18 protein-coding genes are annotated in these 17025 nt (G+C 49.0%); 8 read left to right on the top strand and 10 right to left on the bottom strand.

The window, feature by feature from the left end:
• Positions 1-44: 44 nt before the first annotated feature.
• Complete coding sequence (locus SFSGTM_RS15340) at positions 45-791, bottom strand: tyrosine-type recombinase/integrase (RefSeq protein ID WP_162085920.1); 747 nt, start codon at positions 789-791, stop codon at positions 45-47.
• 197 nt (positions 792-988) lie between these two features.
• Here SFSGTM_RS15340 and SFSGTM_RS15335 point away from each other — a divergent pair, with 197 nt between their 5' ends.
• The 7 genes from SFSGTM_RS15335 to SFSGTM_RS15305 all read left to right on the top strand — a co-directional run bounded on the left by SFSGTM_RS15335 (position 989) and on the right by SFSGTM_RS15305 (position 5552).
• Positions 989-1240: a hypothetical protein gene (locus SFSGTM_RS15335; protein WP_162085919.1), complete on the top strand. Its 252-nt coding sequence runs from the start codon at positions 989-991 to the stop codon at positions 1238-1240.
• Between the two features lie 76 nt (positions 1241-1316).
• On the top strand, positions 1317-2327 hold the full coding sequence (locus SFSGTM_RS15330) for a carbon-nitrogen hydrolase family protein (protein WP_162085918.1): 1011 nt from the start codon (positions 1317-1319) through the stop codon (positions 2325-2327).
• A gap of 29 nt (positions 2328-2356) precedes the next feature.
• The gene (locus tag SFSGTM_RS15325) at positions 2357-2836 is read left to right on the top strand and encodes a DUF1203 domain-containing protein (RefSeq protein WP_162085917.1); all 480 of its coding nucleotides are present in this window, start codon (positions 2357-2359) and stop codon (positions 2834-2836) included.
• Between the two features lie 414 nt (positions 2837-3250).
• Positions 3251-3841, top strand: a complete 591-nt coding sequence (locus SFSGTM_RS15320) for a recombinase family protein (RefSeq protein ID WP_162085916.1) — start codon at positions 3251-3253, stop codon at positions 3839-3841.
• A gap of 52 nt (positions 3842-3893) precedes the next feature.
• Positions 3894-4190 carry a BrnT family toxin gene (locus SFSGTM_RS15315; protein WP_162085915.1) on the top strand — a complete coding sequence of 99 codons (297 nt, stop codon included), beginning with the start codon at positions 3894-3896 and terminating at the stop codon, positions 4188-4190.
• Positions 4171-4497, top strand: coding sequence for a BrnA antitoxin family protein (locus SFSGTM_RS15310; protein ID WP_198420572.1), 327 nt, complete (start codon positions 4171-4173; stop codon positions 4495-4497). Before SFSGTM_RS15315 ends, SFSGTM_RS15310 begins: the two co-directional genes overlap by 20 nt.
• Before the next feature lie 410 nt (positions 4498-4907).
• Positions 4908-5552: a tetratricopeptide repeat protein gene (locus tag SFSGTM_RS15305; protein WP_162085913.1), complete on the top strand. Its 645-nt coding sequence runs from the start codon at positions 4908-4910 to the stop codon at positions 5550-5552.
• Positions 5553-5670: 118 nt separating this feature from the next.
• On the opposite strand, the gene SFSGTM_RS15300 is transcribed toward SFSGTM_RS15305, so the two are convergent.
• From SFSGTM_RS15300 to SFSGTM_RS15275, 7 genes are all read right to left on the bottom strand, one after another.
• The gene (locus SFSGTM_RS15300; RefSeq protein ID WP_162085912.1) at positions 5671-6492 is read right to left on the bottom strand and encodes an outer membrane protein; all 822 of its coding nucleotides are present in this window, start codon (positions 6490-6492) and stop codon (positions 5671-5673) included.
• Positions 6493-6742: 250 nt separating this feature from the next.
• A complete protein-coding gene (locus SFSGTM_RS15295; protein WP_162085911.1) occupies positions 6743-7519 on the bottom strand; it encodes a tetratricopeptide repeat protein in 777 nt (258 codons plus the stop codon).
• 237 nt (positions 7520-7756) lie between these two features.
• Positions 7757-7882 (bottom strand): hypothetical protein, encoded by a 126-nt coding sequence (locus tag SFSGTM_RS17235; RefSeq protein ID WP_269780065.1) that lies wholly within the window; start codon positions 7880-7882, stop codon positions 7757-7759.
• Positions 7879-8892 carry a T6SS immunity protein Tli4 family protein gene (locus SFSGTM_RS15290; RefSeq protein WP_162085910.1) on the bottom strand — a complete coding sequence of 338 codons (1014 nt, stop codon included), beginning with the start codon at positions 8890-8892 and terminating at the stop codon, positions 7879-7881. The genes SFSGTM_RS17235 and SFSGTM_RS15290 overlap by 4 nt, the downstream gene beginning before the upstream one ends.
• The gene (locus SFSGTM_RS15285) at positions 8889-11255 is read right to left on the bottom strand and encodes a phospholipase D-like domain-containing protein (protein ID WP_162085909.1); all 2367 of its coding nucleotides are present in this window, start codon (positions 11253-11255) and stop codon (positions 8889-8891) included. Before SFSGTM_RS15285 ends, SFSGTM_RS15290 begins: the two co-directional genes overlap by 4 nt.
• A complete protein-coding gene (locus SFSGTM_RS15280; protein ID WP_198420571.1) occupies positions 11252-14719 on the bottom strand; it encodes a type VI secretion system Vgr family protein in 3468 nt (1155 codons plus the stop codon). The genes SFSGTM_RS15285 and SFSGTM_RS15280 overlap by 4 nt, the downstream gene beginning before the upstream one ends.
• 289 nt (positions 14720-15008) lie before the next feature.
• Entirely contained in the window at positions 15009-15545 is a 537-nt protein-coding gene (locus SFSGTM_RS15275; protein WP_162085908.1) for a DUF4337 domain-containing protein, read from the bottom strand.
• A gap of 222 nt (positions 15546-15767) precedes the next feature.
• On the opposite strand from SFSGTM_RS15275, the gene SFSGTM_RS15270 reads away from it, so the two are divergent.
• Complete coding sequence (locus SFSGTM_RS15270; protein ID WP_269780111.1) at positions 15768-16058, top strand: HU family DNA-binding protein; 291 nt, start codon at positions 15768-15770, stop codon at positions 16056-16058.
• Positions 16059-16182: 124 nt separating this feature from the next.
• Here the strand turns inward: SFSGTM_RS15270 and SFSGTM_RS15265 are convergent, their stop codons facing one another.
• Positions 16183-16464, bottom strand: a complete 282-nt coding sequence (locus SFSGTM_RS15265) for a type II toxin-antitoxin system YafQ family toxin (RefSeq protein ID WP_162085906.1) — start codon at positions 16462-16464, stop codon at positions 16183-16185.
• Positions 16451-16714, bottom strand: coding sequence for a type II toxin-antitoxin system RelB/DinJ family antitoxin (locus tag SFSGTM_RS15260; protein WP_162085905.1), 264 nt, complete (start codon positions 16712-16714; stop codon positions 16451-16453). The genes SFSGTM_RS15265 and SFSGTM_RS15260 overlap by 14 nt, the downstream gene beginning before the upstream one ends.
• Positions 16715-17025 lie beyond the last annotated feature (311 nt).

Here is a 17025-nt window from a genome sequence, read left to right as displayed (position 1 = left end):
CGCAAGTAGTCAGGCGACAACTAGGTTGACAATTTCCGCTTCTATCAGGTGGGTGGCATAGCTGTGGCGCAGGCTGTGCGGTGTAATTCTTTTTTTAAGCCACAGTCACGGGTCACTTGACTCAGGGTGGTCTGGATACCGCCGCGATCCAGCGGGGTGTGAGCCAGGTGCGATTTGGCAAGACCGCCGTGCCGATTAGGAAAGAGCAGGTTTGGGTTGCGGTGGGTGAGCCAGAAACGACGTAATACGTGCAAGGTATTGTCTGGCAGCGGCACAAAACGGTCTCGATTGCCTTTGGCGTTGCGTATTTGTACGCGCATCCTATCCGCATCGATGTCCCCTACCTGCAGGCGTAAGCCTTCGCCTAATCGTAAGCCCAGGCTGTAGAGGGTGAAGAAGAAGACGCGGTAGCTCAATACGCGGGTGGCCATGAAGATTTGTTGTGCCTGGGCGACGGTAATGATGTCGGGCAGGCGATAGGACTTAGGTGGTTTAACCAGATCCGCACCTGGCCAGGGTTGGCCCAGTACATGGGCATAATAGAACTTTAGACCATGCAGATCATGTTTGAGCGTACTCCATGAATGGGTATCGAGGATGCGTACAAAATAGTCGGTTAATTGTGGCTTGGTGAGCGCGTCTATCTGCTCATTAAAATACGCCGCTGCGCGCCGTACGCCGTGTGAATACAAGGCGATGGTTTTAGGCTGCATGCCTCTGAGCCTGAGGCAATCCAGCAGCCGCTGGTGATTGTGCGCAAAATGCGCGGAGATGGGTGTGGGTGCTGTCAATGTCGTCTCCTTGTGCTACAGTGATTAAAAATCCATTATTGGGGGAAACGAAATTATGCTGCGGAATTTGATGGATCAGGGATATTTCTCCGCGATAGCGGCTTCGTTCAACTCTGCGCTCAAGCGGGACTGCGCAAAAGCGCGCAGCCCCTTAGCTCCACGTTAGAATTCTATAGCTCAATATACGGAGAAATTTTATGAGTGTAAAAAAACAAAAACCTCAAGATGAAACAGCGTTCGACTGGGAGCATCGGCCTATAAAAACTGCCAGCATCCTGCAAATTGAAGAGGCGTTTTCAAAAGCATTGGGTGGGTTAACGGGCATGGCTTATAAAGTCAACATTAATAAACTCGACTTAAACCACGGACTTAATGCTTTGTTATCCGATTCGTCTTATATCGAACTGGAACTATCTCGCCCGCAGTCAGATGAAACACTTCCATTCTAACTTTACGCTCAAGAGGGACGCCGCAAAAGCGCGGCGCCCCTTAGCTCCACGTTGGGCGTCTTAAACGAGCATCCATATGAAACCAGACACACTTACTGTCGCAACAGTACAAGTTGCCTGTCATCTCGGCGACCGCGCGGGCAATCTTGCGAATGCGCAAAAATATGTGGAGCTGGCGGCTCAGCAAGGAGCCCAGTTGATTCTCCTGCCCGAGATGATGCCGGGAGGCTACACACTGAATGAGGCAATTTGGGATACCGCAGAACCATTCGATGGACCTTCCACTCAATGGATGAGAGAGCTGTCTAAGCGCCTAAAAGTGTATATGGGCACGAGTTTTCTTGAGGCGGATGGCGAAGACTTCTACAACACATTCGTCCTCACCGGCACAGAAGGCGAGGTTGTCGCTCGGGTTCGAAAATGCCCTCCCGCATCTTTCGAAGCGTACTTCTTTGCTGGAGGTTCTGACCGCCATTGGTTTGATACGCCTATAGGCCGTATTGGCGTTGGCATTTGCTTCGAGAACGCACTCTATGAACGTTACGCCGAGCTCCATCAGGCCGGAATCGACTTATACCTACGCCCATTTTCAGGAGCTTCATTTGAAGCCAAGTTTCCGGTAAGACAACGAGACGCAGATATCCTTAACGCCGCGTTGCGTGATGGTACAACTGAGACCGCCAAGTTGATGGGAATCCCGGTTGTCATGTCCAACAAGGTTGGTCGCTTGGTGAGCACGCTTCCTGCAGGCTTTCCACCGCAAGACATCGAGTTTCCTGGCTTCAGCGCCATCGCTGACAGCGACGGCAAGCTCTTAGGGCAACTTGGCCCCGGCGAGCAAGGTGTCATTCTCGGCACAGTTCATCTCATGCCAGAGCGCAAGAAAAAGGAATTGATTCCGCGAGCATTCGGGCGTTGGACAGCAAAGATGCCTTGGTGGGCATTCATTTGGGTGCTGACACAACGAATGGGTGAGAGAGCCTACGCCAAGAGCGCTTTGCGCAAATCAAAGGCAATGGTGGTGTCAAAGACGCCCAACCCTGCATTCGAGCGGGACGCGCCAAAAGCGGCGCGCCCCTCAATTTGAACGTTAGGCCACAAAACCAAGGTGTCACTATGAAAATAGCAATCCGTCCAATTAGGAAAGACTTCCTACTGAAAGTTCGTGATGCTGGTCTAGATGACCAGAACCAAAAAGTGGTTCGGGTCATTGCGAGCGGTGGCGAACCATGCAGGGACGTTCTCCGAAGAGCAATGCCTGGTGAAGAACTCATCTTGGCAAGTTACTGCCCATTTACCGTAGCTGGCCCGTATAAAGAATATGGTGCGGTGTTTGTGCTTGCATCTCCTTCAACAGAATTCGTAGACTATAAATCCCTCCCATTGCCTAAAGGGTCGCCGACAGACTACTTACGCGATCAGCCGTTTGTCCTGCGTGCCTACAGTAAAACCGAAAATATTGTGGCTGCGGAGCTTTTAGAACCTTCATCCGCTCAAGAGGTTCTAACCAAGATGTTTGAGAACAGCCAAGTCGAGTTTGTTTTGGCTCGGTATGCAGCATACGGATGCTATAGCTTCAGAATCGAACGTGAGTAACTAAATGGGGCGGCTCATGTCCAGCAATCACACACCCAGCCTAACGAATAAGGTTAGATTGTGATCGCGAAGCGAGCCACAATCTGAACCGTTTGTTGGACAAGCCCGGCATGGCTGGGGCGGGTGTTGCTTGAGCGCTTATGGAAATATCTTTTTGACTGCGCTTGTAGTGACCTAATGATAACAAACGATTCATTAGGCGCGGCACTACGTACATATAGCTGCGCCCCATAATTTCGTGCGCACTATAATACCCAATAAAAGCTGCTTTGTTAATTAGTGACAAGTCACACCAGCACCATCCGAAACCGTCCAGTTGCGTACACCCCCAATTAGCCCTGTCCGAAACTAGGCAAAATGAATATCGGATGTGCGTTACAATCCGTACATCTATTTAGTACGGTCAATTCAGCCATGTCACGCACTTTCGCCTATTGTCGTGTTTCAACCGCCGATCAGTCCACCCAAAACCAAGTTTTAGAAATTAAGGCAGCAGGATTTGCTATTGAGGATCAGCGTATCGTTGAAGAGTGTATTAGTGGCTCGGTTGCCGCTAAGGCCAGATCTGGCTTTATGAAGCTACTGGACAGGATGGAGTCCAGTGATGTGCTGGTGGTCAGTAAGTTAGATCGTTTGGGTCGCAATGCGATGGATGTGCGGGCAACGGTAGAGCAACTGGAAAGCAGCGGGATACGTGTACATTGCCTGGCATTGGGAGGCATTGATCTCACCAGCCCAGCAGGCAAGATGACGATGCAGGTAATTGCTTCTGTGGCGGAGTTTGAGCGCGACTTGCTGATTGAACGTACTCAGGCAGGTCTTGCACGTGCACGGGCAGCAGGTAAATCATTTGGCAGGCCGTCCTCTCTGAATGATGAGGACAAGGCGCGAGTGATTGCACGGTTGTCAGCAGGGGCTAGCGTCACAGAAGTGGCGCGTGAGTTTAACACCACTCGGCAGACGGTGATTAGGGTCAGGGAGGCGGATTTGAAGGTGGATGCCTGACAGTTGCGCAAATAAAATCACCTATTTTACTTATTGAAGCTACAATAACAACATGAGTACACGCTACACATGGAAAGAGTCTAAACGCAAAGCGAATATTGTTAAGCATGGTCTTGATTTCATTGATGCGGATTTAGTGCTTGAAAGTCCATATAAATATGAAATAGATAGTCCGCGAGGACAGGAAATACGTAAACAGGTATTTTCGTATGTATTTGATGAATTGACTGTGTTGACATTGGTTTATCAGCCTGGTGAAATTCCACATATCATCAGCTTTCGACATGCTCACAGAGATGAACGGGAAATATATTATGACTGGCTCGAAAATGACTACAATGACGAATGAAGAAATGAGTGCGGCCCGTGAAAACGGCAAAAGCCAGAGTGACTGGGCACGTGTTCATCGTATGGTAAAGAATGATATTGAACCAGCAGAGGACGAAGACTCTCCTAATGCCGCCGCATTGCTGCGTGCTGATCTTGAGAAACGCCGTATTGGAAGACCTTTGGGTCAAGATAACAAGGTGCAGGTTTCAATTCGTTATCACCGGGAAGTTCTTGATTACTTCAAAGCAAAAGGTGCTGGATGGCAAGTGCAAATGGACAAAGTATTGCTGGATTGGGTAAAGACGCATTCGACCAAGAATACCTAGCCAGATCATTGCATAAACAGAAACTAGGTCGCCGAATTAATGGGGCTAACAGGAACAGGAACGATAGATGTCAAGTCGAAGCGTGCTCCAACCTGGCTGGTTCGCCAAAACAGTTCGCTATGAGAGCCGAGGCGGGAAGTTCGGCAAATTCCTTGGTGATCACGAATAAGACCTCTAACGACACAGGGATTTTCTATAGAGCAAATCATCATTAAGAAAATTCCACTTTTAAATACGATTATTTGCAGGGGGGATTACCATCAGTCCAATTGAGTGCGATTAACGGCATCTCTTGGGACTTTTTGTCTAAGGCGCAATTGAAGATGGGCGTTGGCAAAAGTTTGGAAAACCAAGATGGTGCACGTTCAGACACGACCTTTTAATTTGCATTTAAATTGCAAGAAGCCGTCATGAAATTCACGCCTCAAATAACAGCCGTACTACTCTATTTAATTGCTACGTCATTTGGCGTTTCTGCTTGTTCGCAGACGGCTACTGAGGGCGTGTCGCCATCTGATAATACATCAGTTATGCACATTAATAATGATGATCAGACTTATTGTCTCAGTCATATTGATCAATACAGCCAGTCAGCAAAACAAGGCGCAGCCTCTGCACAGTACAATTTAGGAATTTTGTATGATACAGGCCGATGTGTACGGCAAAGCCACATCATTGCATTCCAGCTGTTTCAGCAATCAGCCGTTCAAGGTTATGCACCCGCACAATTTCAACTAGGGATTATGTACGACTTCGGTAAAGGAGTTCAGCAAGATATTATAAAAGCCATGGACTGGTATCAAAAAGCGGCTGATCATGGTATTGCAGGAGCACAAAATAACTTGGGTTTTATATACGCTAAAGGCAAAGGTGTGCCACAAGATTATATACTGGCCATGAAGTGGTATATGTTAGCCGTGGACAATGGTTTTGTCCCCGCCATGCAGAATATGCAGAGCATAAAGCAACTTGTCACACCATCTCAAATATCAGACTCACGCAAACTGGCTGATGAATGGTATATGTCAAATGAAGCACATATCATTCATCAATGATGATGTGTGAATGACTATAAAGTGGCATTAATGAATCAGAAAAACGCAGCCTTTATAAGTTGCTAGGTTGCCAAATGAATAAGAATTTATCTGGCAACCTATACACGCTAAATGAAATTTAGAATGCGTAACCAATACCGACTTTTACTGTGGTGTAATTGGTTTTGCTATCAGGCTCGCCATAGCCGCTATAAATAGCGCTCGCACCATATTTGAAGCTAGTGTAATCAATGCCAATATTGGCATGTATCTGTTGCGTTAATGCATAATCAGCACCAGCACCGACTCGGTATAAAGGAGAGTTGCCAAGACCACCCGCAAAGCCAGCGAAATTGGCCGATGGAATGGCATTAACAGTAATATACGAGCCAAATGTGTAACCAAGCAATGCATTAGCAGACAATACTAATTTGCTGACTGGTGAATATTGCGCCAAAACGCCAGCACCAAAATAATGGTTGCTGTAATCTTCACCCGTATTAACACCACGATCCCATTTATGATGACCAACTTCAGCAAATGGTGTCAACATTGTACTGTTATTAACGACAAAACCCTTACCATAACGTAAGCTGTAATTAGCCAATGTCGCACTATCTGATTGCACAACAGAACCGTATGTACCACCCTGAAGTGAACCTACATAGTTCGTAGATCCGCTAGCATGATCATATTCAGCCGCAAAATAATCATTACCAAGCCACAAATCTTTCATGACTGATGCGGAAATTCCATAACCAGGAACTGAACCATTTTCTGTATCTAGCGTAACGCCTGCTGCACCCAATACACCATTACCTGTTTCAGTATAATCAACATTAGTTGATTGGTATTGAATGCCAACTTGATTATTAGCTGACTTGATGTCAGTTGTGTTCGCAAGAGCATTGATAGAAATCAGTGCATAACTGACCGATAGTGCGATAGTACGTAGTTGCATGGTTTAATCTTTCTTAGTTATATATTGAACAGTCCGCGATGTGCTTCCCTCACCTTTTGCCAAGGCAAACTTGCTTAAGCAAGAAAGAAAGGGGCTTACACCTAAAATCAACAACAGCAGGCCTTTGACCAGCGCGACGCTTTATCCTCTCTTGAAAAGGGAGGTTTTAGCTAATGTCATATTAATTATATAATTAAACACTGAACCTGAAATATCTATATTTATTGCTTCGGTCATTTGAAGCATTGAATTATTGATGCTTTCTTTTTTGATATGTAATTTTTTTACGCGGCATCAAGTAATTGCCTATTGCGGCAGTTACCCCATTGGCAGCCATTTCCTGCGCCAAGCCTTGCCCCGCTTTAATTTGTGCTTCTGACATCAAAGGAACGATAGCATCTCTGTTTGTCAGAGCAGTATTATTGCTCGACCTGCCATTGCTCGCCGAAAGGTTGTACAGCGCATAAGCAATGATATGGTTTTGTGGGATGCTTTCTCCTTTTTCGTACAACAATCCAAGATCATTTTGTGCTTGACCATCCCCTTGGTCAGCGGCTTTTCTGAACCATGCTGCTGCCTGCGCATAATCTTGCGTTACACCTTGGCCGTTGGCGTATAGCACACCAAGGTTTGACTGTGCATCAACAACTCCATGATCAGCAGCTTTTTTGTACCATACCGCCGCCTGCGCGTAATCCTGAGCCACACCCTGGCCGTTGGCATATAGCATAGCAAGGTTGATCTGCGCATTAGCAACTCCCTGATCAGCAGCTTTTCTGTACCACATCGCTGCCTGCGCGTAATCTTTTTTCGCATCCAAATAACCACCATACCAATTTTCAGATGCAGCATCCCCGTTCATGGCGTCCTGCTTTAGTGTCTGAAGCGATGCTGCATCTCCATTATAAGCCTGGGAAGAAAGTTGTTTAACGGCATCACCACCACTTATTGCAAAAGCGTTTGCCGAGAACAAAATCAGTGCCGCGCTGACAGTGATGCTAATGCTGAATTGTTTACTTTTGCGCATGTTTTAATAACTCCATTTTAAAAAAATACAGAACCCAGATTGCCGTTCCCACCTTTGGTAAATTCTATTGGTAGCCGCGTAATAAAACAATTAATTCCTGTGAATTTGGCTGTGGCTGCCACGTTGAATTGAGCAGGGTAACATACTCAAAACAGCGCTTGATGTCGATGCTTTCATATTCGGTATTGTTGTCTGCTTTGTCACGTGCGTAGTTTGAATCATGATAGGGGTTTCATTTTACTCAGGATGTCGCTTGATCGACGCCATCATTTGCTCGGCAATGTCTTTGATCTGTTCCTTGCTGACGGGTTGTATGCCTTTGGCAATGGCGCGACTGGCCGTGCGGATGACGTAGATCATCAAGTTGGGGGGGCTTCTTGTGCTTTGGAATCGCCTTTTACAACGGCGACGTAGCCATAATCGGTGCTACCATCTGCCGGGGCACCCATAGCCATGGCTTCATCACCGTGGTAGGTGCTATGGTCATAGCGGGTCAGCGTCACAAACAAACCAGTGCCATCACGGTTATCAATTTTGATGCTGCGGTAACCGCGCCAGTCCATTTTTGCCTGTTTGATGACCTGCCGGTTGCCAAACTCCCAGAAGGTTTCAATGATTTGCTTGGGTGTCTGGCTCTCTACCGCAGTAAGTGGATAAGACGAATCCTTAAAAAACACCTCCACATCAGGATGATCAACCAATCTCATGGTCACAGCGACATTGCGCGGGGCTTTGCCATCATCAGCAATGAAGCCATAGGGGAAACACACTCCTGGTTGCTTGGGGATTTCGAAGAGGGCGCGAGGGTGGAAATGGGTTAGGAATGCACGAACAATTTCTTCACCAGTTTGATTTTCCTTTATACCAAATTGTTCAAATATTCTTCCATCATTATCTTGTACAAAAATCATCGCGCCTGATTTTGAAATCCAGCTGAAATTTTTGCTGAATCGAGAGTTGAATGATTGTACAGTGATACTGTCGGCGCTTTTATTCTCACCTTGTTGAATCAACTCCTCTTTTCTTTGTTTTAACTGGTCAGAAATTTCTGATTTTAAATCGATGTATTTTTCTTTATTTAAAGGTTTAGTTACAAACGCACCGCCATATTCAGTAGATATACCAGAAAATGACGCAACCCCCCCATCGTTAAACCTATACTCATTAACAACATCATTGGGTTTAAAAAGTTTTTCTGGGATAGTTAATGCCACCTCCATATTCCCAGGCACCGCCACCTGATACCGCCCCACACACTCAGTCTTCCAGTCGGTGGTAGTCGCTGCCTGTGTTTGTTTGGCAGGTTCAGCATGACAACCAGCCGACAACAACGTCATCGACAACATTAACCCCAATAATAAACGGTTCATCATGTTTTTCCTTCCGTAGTGGGCGTAAACGAGACATCCTCCTGCGCTATTGCTGTGGGTTGTTGTAGTGGATTAGCGTTCGTCTTGTTCTCAACAACGAGTGCTGTAGGATAGCCCAGATTATTGTTCTCGCCTTTTGTCCATTCTATGGGGAGCAGGGTAATAAAGCCCTTGACCTCATTGAGCTGGGCTGCAGTAACTGCGAGCTGGGCTGCGGCAGCTGCGTTGAATTGAGGGTTAGTCCAGAACGCTTTATCGAAGGGCATAAGACCCAAGTTTCCCCATGTTTTTTTTGCTGGGTCGGTTGAATACCATCTGGGCCAAATAGAAGCCGCACCTGGATTTGTTAAATTCAATGGGTTATACGGTGTCTTATTCCTCGGAATAAAATCAAACGCAGCCTCATACAACGCCGTATTTTTAGCGGCTCTGGCCTGTATCGCCTCCCAGCTAGCCTTAGCCCCTGGGCTCTCCACAGCATCCTTGAGCTCGGTTGCTGCACGCTCTCCACCTGCGGTTATCCCGAACAGCTTGTTCCACACCGCCATGCGCAACTGCCTGGCATGGCCTCGGGTAGGTCGCAACTTGTTATCACCGCACAGATTCACGCTGTCTACCTTGCTATCCATCACCAGCACCGCCAGCTCGCTGTCACGGCTACCCAGCAAGCTGCGGTCGTTGATGTTGGCACTGCCTACAATGGCAAAAAGGTCATCCACTATCAGCATCTTGCTGTGCACATAGATTTGCTCAGTGACATAACGATCACCCAGTTGCGCATGGTTGCGCAAATTAAGCAGGGTAACATACTCAAAACAACGCTTGATGTCGATGCTTTCATATTCGGTATTGTCGTCTGCATACGCACGTTTCCAATCGCTGTCGGGTCCGTTCTGATCAACCAGATCCCGTGCCCTGAAGGAACGCCGTATCCGATTAAGCAGGCTCTTTGTACCAAATACCAGACTCTGCATCGTCCAGTGGATCTGGGTCATGATAGAGCCGTCATTGAGCTTGCCTTCGGGATGGACGGGCAGGGTGATATAGACGTGGAACGGCTCACCCTTATGATTCATGATGAATGCATTTATTTTGGTGGCAAGTTGTTCGCAGATTTTGTTTTGTGGGGGTTCGTCAATGTCCCACATAGCATAGACACGGGTGGCTTCGATACCGTATTTATTGTTAGAGTGTACTACGTCGGCAGGTCCTGTTAAATCACCACTTTCGCGATTCCCCGCAAGCCCAAACCCAGACACAAAAAACTGATTCTCAATATAGATGAAGTGTTGCGCCTTGTCGATAAGGATGGCCATAGCGTCGGCGATGTTGGCCTGCGCTCCCTTAATGGGTGTTTCTGGCCTGGCGCTAAATGGCAAGGCTTTGTACTCGGCCTGACGCATTTTCAGGGGAGCGCTGCGTAGCACTTGTATGCCACAGCCGGTATTGACGGTTTGTTTGGCGGGTGTCGCAGGTAACGGTATGCTCGGACTGCCGCCTTCGCTATTCCAGCGCCATATAAAATTACGCACCAGATCGGCAACCGCCGGGCCGGTTATCTGCAGGTGTACGTCTTGCCAGGGCATGCGGGGTTGGGTTGCAGGATTCAGGGTGGTGTATGTCGCGCCATCAGGTATTTGCATTGCCCCTTTTTGTATCGCGGCGAGTGTGGCTGTTCTATTGACTGGAGTATCATACATCCCCACCAGCAAATCGGGATCGGCTACCTCACTTTTGGTGACGCTCCCTACCCATGCAACGCAGCCGTTATAACGATTCAGCACCGCTCGGCCATCTGCGTTGGCGTGCAAGTCATAGGTCGCATCATCATATCGGCCATAAGCCAAATCCATGCCGCCAATGAAGGCGATCTGATTGTCGATGACCACTTGTTTCTGGTGATGGCTATAGAACTTGGCATTACTATCAGCCAGTGACGCTGCCAGGTTGACATGGACGCATTGGTTGCCAGTAATCCCATTGATCGCTTCCAATACCGCTTTGGTCTGGTCATCATAGGTTTGCACTGGCGGGGTATCATCCCATGGCATCACATAAATCTGCACCGTGCCTTTTTTGGCGACTTCGAGCAATACATCAAACAGGCGTACACCCTTGGCCAGTTGTGCGTCCCAGTTGACTTGCCAGCCTGCAATGTAAATGCTTTTGGTTGCGCCTTTGAGTGCAACAATCAGTTGCGCAAAATAATCCTTGCCCGTGGTGTAGGGGGTGACGCTATTGCCCCAGGTCACTCCTGAGTAAGCCTCAACACCAGTCCAGACATTTTCTGTGGCGTAGGCGGTGTAGCAACTACCATCAGGACGCACAATAGGGTTGATGCTGCGGGCAGGTTGAGTTGGAATCATGAGGACGCTCCGTCGTCTAGCTTGTTCAAAATGGTGCTGCCTGATGTCGTTGCCAGCTCATCAAAAGACAAGCCTGTATGAAACTGATCGGTGTCGTTACCATTCACACTGAATGGCTGGTCGTTAAAACCCATCGCATCCAATGCTTGATAAAGCTTGTCTCTGTTAGTCCAGTGAGGCTGTTCAATATTGGGTGCAAATTCGCGTATCTGGCCTGCATACACCAGCCACAATTGGTTGGGTGTCTGGTTATAGGCTGTTTTAAGGGTATCGTTATCCGCGCTGGTGAGCGCGGCTTTGCCTTGATCATCACTCTCACCCTGTACGATGATGTGATCGCTCATACCAGCCTGTTCAGCATTACGTGCCTTCACAATGCGCCAGGGGGTGTAAGGCCGGGCTGTACCTGTTGGTCCTGGCCCATCGGTGATTTGTATGCCAGGTTTGAATGGTGCTTCAGGTGGTAATTGTGATCGTGTCATGGTTGGCAACGCATAATTCATACTAGCACCCCCCGTAAACCCCTTCACCCCAGCCTGCACCAGTATCTTACCTGGACACTGCACCGTGATATTCCCCCCAGCAATCGTGATAGCCGCACCGCCTGCGGTACGCAGTGTAATATCCGTCGCCGCAGCAAAGTCGATACTCGCCTGCGCACTCTTCATATCCAGATTGTTTTTAGCTTTTAAACTGATGATGTCGTTATGCGCCTGTATCGTCGTATCGCCTTGTGCTGCAATCAACTGCATGCCCGCCGTCTGGTTCTGCTTCAACCCCCCAGCCGTCAAGCCTATCGCCTGCCCACTGTGAACACGGAACGCCCCACCCGTAGTGAACTGACTATCTGCCGCATTCAGCACATTCAACGTCTCACCTGCGTTAAATTGCACATCTTGCCTCGCCGTCATACTCAAATCATGCTTCGCCAGAATGCTGATCACTGGATCAGTGTGGTGGGGCAGGTGCTGGTCATCTGCCTGCGTGTTCTGTGCTGCCGCATCCCCCTGTGCTGCATCCAGCGCCTTGCCATCCACCATCCCCTGCAACACCTTGCCCAAGGCAGGAATTGGCGCCGCCTGCTCATTCAGATAACTGGCGTTGGCTTTGCTACTGCCCTTGAGCGCCGCAATACCCACACTCAAATGACTATCCGCCAACTGACTCAGACTCGCCCCGAGCGTATTGGCCGTATTCAACAACCCATAGCCCGCAGGCACATCCCCAGCGGTTTGGCGTTGACTGGCACTGTGGCTCACCCCATAACTCGACACCAGCCAGCCCGACCCTGCACGTAATGCCCCCCAGGCATCGGTACGCAGCTCAATCCCATTACCACGGAAACTGCCCCGATAGTTATCTGCCGTATGCAGCAGATGCCCCAGATTCAACTCTGTCCCTGATTGTGTTGTCTTCAACTGTATCCGACCCGCACCATCACTGTCATCAAACACCAGCTGGTTATAACCCGACCCACTGTATTCCTGACTACGGATACCAAACTGCGCAGCAGCGTTGTTATGCGCATCCGCACCCACCCCCGCACCATGCCAGGCAGGCGCATAGCCTGCGGTCAAATTGCCCTGCGCCGACACACTGTGATCAGATGCCTGACTTAACGCACTGGTATCCGCATCCACCAACGATCCCGCAGGGGTTGCCGGTACACCGGCCTCACCCTGACCAAAGTACAGCGCACCGACTATCACCGGGCGATTGATATCACCCTCCATGAACTGCACCTGGACTTCTTGCCCGATACGCGGCAGGAACTGACTGCCCATCCCGCCACCAGCCGAACGCTGCGCCACCCGTACCCAGCAACTGGCACGACTGCCAGTCTGGTCTAGCGCATCCTGCCACTGGAACCGTATCCGCACCCGCCCCAGCGCATCACAACAAATCTCATCATTGCCTAGCAGGGCAGGGGAGTCACTGCCAGACGCATTGCTGCCAGCAGCCGTATTATTCCCAGCATCATCAGCCCCATCAAACCCCACCACCCGTGCAGTCTGACTGCCCATGCCTGTTGGCAACATATGCAAATGCCGTGACTGCCAGGGTCGCCATGGACGGTTGGCAGGTAATGCGATAAACGCATTGGCATAACCCAGACGCTGGGCAGTCGCCACCAGCGCGGCACGGGCTTCATCCGCAAGCGGGGCAGACAGCGCATCCACATCCTGATCGCGCTGCCTTGCCGTGTTGTGCGCTGTGTCAGCATCATCAGATGATGGCGCTAACAGCGCCACCAGCCAGTCCGTCAAAGACGGCACCAGCGTATTGCCAGCCGTATTGCCCGCAGCACTGCCATGTGCCGCATAAGGCAAATTATTAATCCCCGCCTGCACCACCTGCGTACTTACCCAACTCTCCGGCGTACCTGGCACCCCCACCCGTGGATGCCCGTCTATGCCAAATTGCAACCCCGCCCGCAGACTGCGCACCGTACTCAACCCCGACCAAATCTGCTGCCGTGCCTCCAGCGTCTGCATGATTACCAGCGCATGGCGTTGTGCTTCATCCGCCTGGCTGAACGCATATGCCCCCACATAGTCATAATGCTCTATGGGTGGCAACTTCTGATACTGCGCATCACCAATAACTAGCTGCGTTGGCACCGAGCTTGCCACCACCGACTTCGCCTTATAATCAAAACTCGCCAGCGTCACCCGTGCCGGTATCAACCGGTGCGAAGAAGACAATGCCGTAATACTGTCCGCCTGCTGCTGCGAGCCAGTACCCGCAAAGCGCAACCCCGTTGCTGGTGCAAACGGCACAGCAGGGCAAGCACTGACTTGCGCACTGTCGGCAAACAACACCAGCGTATGCCCATCAGGTGCATCCATGTCATCCTGATCCACTCGCCAGCTCAAGCCATCCTCAGCCAGCAAGCGCGTCACAAACGCCAGATCCGATTCACGATACTGCACACAGTAGCTACGCACAGGCAGGGCAGACAACAGCGACAGCGCATCATTGCTCCAGTCCCAGTAGGCACGTGGGGCATAATCGGCAAATACACTATCGACTATCGCCAGCACTGACTGCTCCTGCCAGACCCGGCTATGGGTGGCATGGCGTAGATCTTCCAGCCAGGGGGATAAGCGCAACTGGTAACGGGTTACGCCACCGTCGCTGCCTAGTGGCTGGATGTCGGTGATGTAGCCGTTGAGGTGGGTGCGGCTGGCGTTGGCGAGGCTGATGTGCAGGGTGGCGGCGCGACCCATGACTAATTGCAGGGGCAGGTCTGGACGGCGTGAGAGCACGAGAATGTCGGTGTAGGGTACTTGGTGCAGGCTGTCATTGCTGCTGAAGGCGGCAACGAGCAGGCCGTTGTTGTCTAGCCAAGGAGTGAGTTCATCGGTATCAGCAAAGATGAATTCATAGAGCCGTGTGTCGCTGCTATAACCTGCTATTGCGGCCAGGCTGTCAAATGCGGTGGTGTCGTTGTTATTCATCATGGTAACTCCAGACTCAACAATAATTATTAGTTATGCATGCGCATTCACGTCATGAACATGCCGTTCGTGAATGACGGTGTAGTTTGATATTATATGCTGTGTTTAGATACTTATTGCGTATAAGTTTGTCTGTCATTAATAAATGGGCGGCAAGAAGCTGCCATTCAGTCTGTGTTATGACGGATGTTCTGTTGTTTGCGGATGTACGCTGCGTGAGGGTTAATGCACAAAGTCGTGCGAATTAAGCGCTGCGCACTGAGTTCATGGCCACAGGTCAAATAACTGACGTTTACATGAATAAGAGAAATCCATCAGCAAAATAAACCAGACCTAATACACCAAACATTAAACTAAAATACCATACAGGTTTTTTTCTTAAAAGACCTGCAATAGAGGATAACAGTATTGTAATTTGCAGGAAGATCACAGCCATACCAAACTTCTTGGCGTTGGCTTGGGCGGAATCCCTGATTTGCTCTAGTTTTTTTGCTTCCTGTTTAATATCTGTCTTCTCTTTTTCGTACTTTTTAACTTTCATTTCATAATCTGCAATTTTTTCTTTATAGGCGTTTGCAGCTGATCCCTGATCTTTATTGGTCAAGGCGAGCATATCCATTTCAAGTTTATCCGCTTGCATCTCATACAAGTAAGACTTAATTGCTTTGGCCTGATAAAAAGCCCACTGATCAGAAGCCTGAGTTTGGCTCAAGACGGAACGGGTAGAAAATCCACCCCCTTTGAATGTCGCAAGTGTTGCGCACACAGCAAATATCACCGTCGTTAGCGCTAAGTAATTTAACCAGGGTTCTTTTATATCTGCAGCCATTTTTTTCTCCATCGTTCAAAGCAGAATGTTAAGAATGTATCTTATAGGACAAAGTAGGTTATGTCGCGCAAAGCAAGGTGTCTGAACGCTGTTTTTTACAAAACATCAGTAAATGGTCTTGGAGGGGCAACGGAACAGGTAACGCAACCGATGCCCTTCCCCAATAATGCCGTGGCATAATACGCAACGGCACACGTGCCGATACTATCCATCAATTTCCCTATACAAAAGAGAGCGACCATGAACAAGAAAGAGTTAGTGGCATTCATTGCCAAGGAGTCAGAATTAACACAGGATTCAGCAGAAAAAGCATTGAATACCATCATTAGCAGTATTACGGATGCCCTTAAGAAAGGTGATGATGTGGCATTAGTGGGCTTTGGTACATTTAAGGTATCCAAACGCGCAGCGCGTACAGGACGCAACCCTAAAACGGGTGCCGCATTGGAAATCGCAGCCCGTAATTCACCAGGGTTTAGTGCTGGCAAGGCATTAAAAGAAGCTGTGAATTAAAGGTTGCTAGTCCAGGCATTGGGATGACGCTCAATGACTGGCTACGACCAGACTATCCAGGCATTACTTAGCATGGCAAATCCAACCCACCAATGGATGGTCTGCCGTATTCAGGAAATTTTTATTAAAGACCCAGCTCACTGTGCGAGCCAATTCGTATGAGTTGCAGGGTGACAGCATCTGGCTTTCGGTAAATCAATACCAAATCTGGCTTAATGTGGCAATCTCGATGTTCTTTCCAGTCGCCAGTAAGCGCATGGTCACGATGGCGCGGCGCTAATGGCTGATCGTTGGCCAGTGTCTGGAGTACGGGTGCTAAATCAGCATCGAGCGTTACGCGATGCTGACCTTTTGCTTCGCGTTTGTAATCACGCCTGAACTGACTGGTCGGATCAATCTTCCGCATGTAAATCAGCCATCAGCGCATCAACGCTATCAAAACTTTTGAGGTTACCAGCCCGAGCCTCACGCATGGCGGCTATCGTGGTTTCGTTTGGCACTAGCGGATCAAACGGTAAAGCTTTCTCGCGCGCAATGCGCGTGAGCATGATGCGGAAGGCATCTGATACAGTAAGACCCATCGTAGCCAGTACGATTGATGCTTCTTCCTTGATATGCTCGTCAATCCGAGCTCTAACAACGGCGTTTGTAGTCATGGAAACTCCTTTATTTATGAGCCACATTGTAGCTCATAAATATAACAAAATACCATTTTTATCACAAAGCCTGAACAGGAAGATTGTGACAAGTCACCACAAACAGAAATACGCTCGCACGCGATTCTGCAAACAACTGTAAAACCAAAATTAACAATCAAAATTAGGCAGGTTTTGGCGACGCGCAATGGCGCGTGGGAGCCATCCAAAGGATGGGGCAAGGCGTACAGCCGCAGCCCATTTGGGGTCGACGCAGAAAACGGAATTTAAAGTACGTTAAGGCCGCTCAATACATTGATTTTTAAGCTATT

It is taken from the genome of Sulfuriferula nivalis, from assembly GCF_009937995.1.
In the GTDB taxonomy this organism is placed as follows: Bacteria; Pseudomonadota; Gammaproteobacteria; order Burkholderiales; family Sulfuriferulaceae; genus Sulfuriferula; species Sulfuriferula nivalis.
This window is presented reverse-complemented; position numbering and strand designations above follow the sequence as displayed.

Excerpts from the sequence above, each read along its gene's own strand:
- SFSGTM_RS15335 (WP_162085919.1), top strand. The coding sequence starts at position 989 with ATGAGTGTAAAAAAACAAAAACCTCAAGATGAAACAGCGTTCGACTGG.
- SFSGTM_RS15330 (WP_162085918.1), top strand. The coding sequence starts at position 1,317 with ATGAAACCAGACACACTTACTGTCGCAACAGTACAAGTTGCCTGTCAT.
- SFSGTM_RS15325 (WP_162085917.1), top strand. The coding sequence starts at position 2,357 with ATGAAAATAGCAATCCGTCCAATTAGGAAAGACTTCCTACTGAAAGTT.
- SFSGTM_RS15320 (WP_162085916.1), top strand. The coding sequence starts at position 3,251 with ATGTCACGCACTTTCGCCTATTGTCGTGTTTCAACCGCCGATCAGTCC.
- SFSGTM_RS15315 (WP_162085915.1), top strand. The coding sequence starts at position 3,894 with ATGAGTACACGCTACACATGGAAAGAGTCTAAACGCAAAGCGAATATT.
- SFSGTM_RS15310 (WP_198420572.1), top strand. The coding sequence starts at position 4,171 with ATGACTACAATGACGAATGAAGAAATGAGTGCGGCCCGTGAAAACGGC.
- SFSGTM_RS15305 (WP_162085913.1), top strand. The coding sequence starts at position 4,908 with ATGAAATTCACGCCTCAAATAACAGCCGTACTACTCTATTTAATTGCT.
- SFSGTM_RS15300 (WP_162085912.1), bottom strand. The coding sequence starts at position 6,492 with ATGCAACTACGTACTATCGCACTATCGGTCAGTTATGCACTGATTTCT.
- SFSGTM_RS15295 (WP_162085911.1), bottom strand. The coding sequence starts at position 7,519 with ATGCGCAAAAGTAAACAATTCAGCATTAGCATCACTGTCAGCGCGGCA.
- SFSGTM_RS15290 (WP_162085910.1), bottom strand. The coding sequence starts at position 8,892 with ATGATGAACCGTTTATTATTGGGGTTAATGTTGTCGATGACGTTGTTG.
- SFSGTM_RS15285 (WP_162085909.1), bottom strand. The coding sequence starts at position 11,255 with ATGATTCCAACTCAACCTGCCCGCAGCATCAACCCTATTGTGCGTCCT.
- SFSGTM_RS15280 (WP_198420571.1), bottom strand. The coding sequence starts at position 14,719 with ATGATGAATAACAACGACACCACCGCATTTGACAGCCTGGCCGCAATA.
- SFSGTM_RS15275 (WP_162085908.1), bottom strand. The coding sequence starts at position 15,545 with ATGGCTGCAGATATAAAAGAACCCTGGTTAAATTACTTAGCGCTAACG.
- SFSGTM_RS15265 (WP_162085906.1), bottom strand. The coding sequence starts at position 16,464 with ATGCGGAAGATTGATCCGACCAGTCAGTTCAGGCGTGATTACAAACGC.
- SFSGTM_RS15260 (WP_162085905.1), bottom strand. The coding sequence starts at position 16,714 with ATGACTACAAACGCCGTTGTTAGAGCTCGGATTGACGAGCATATCAAG.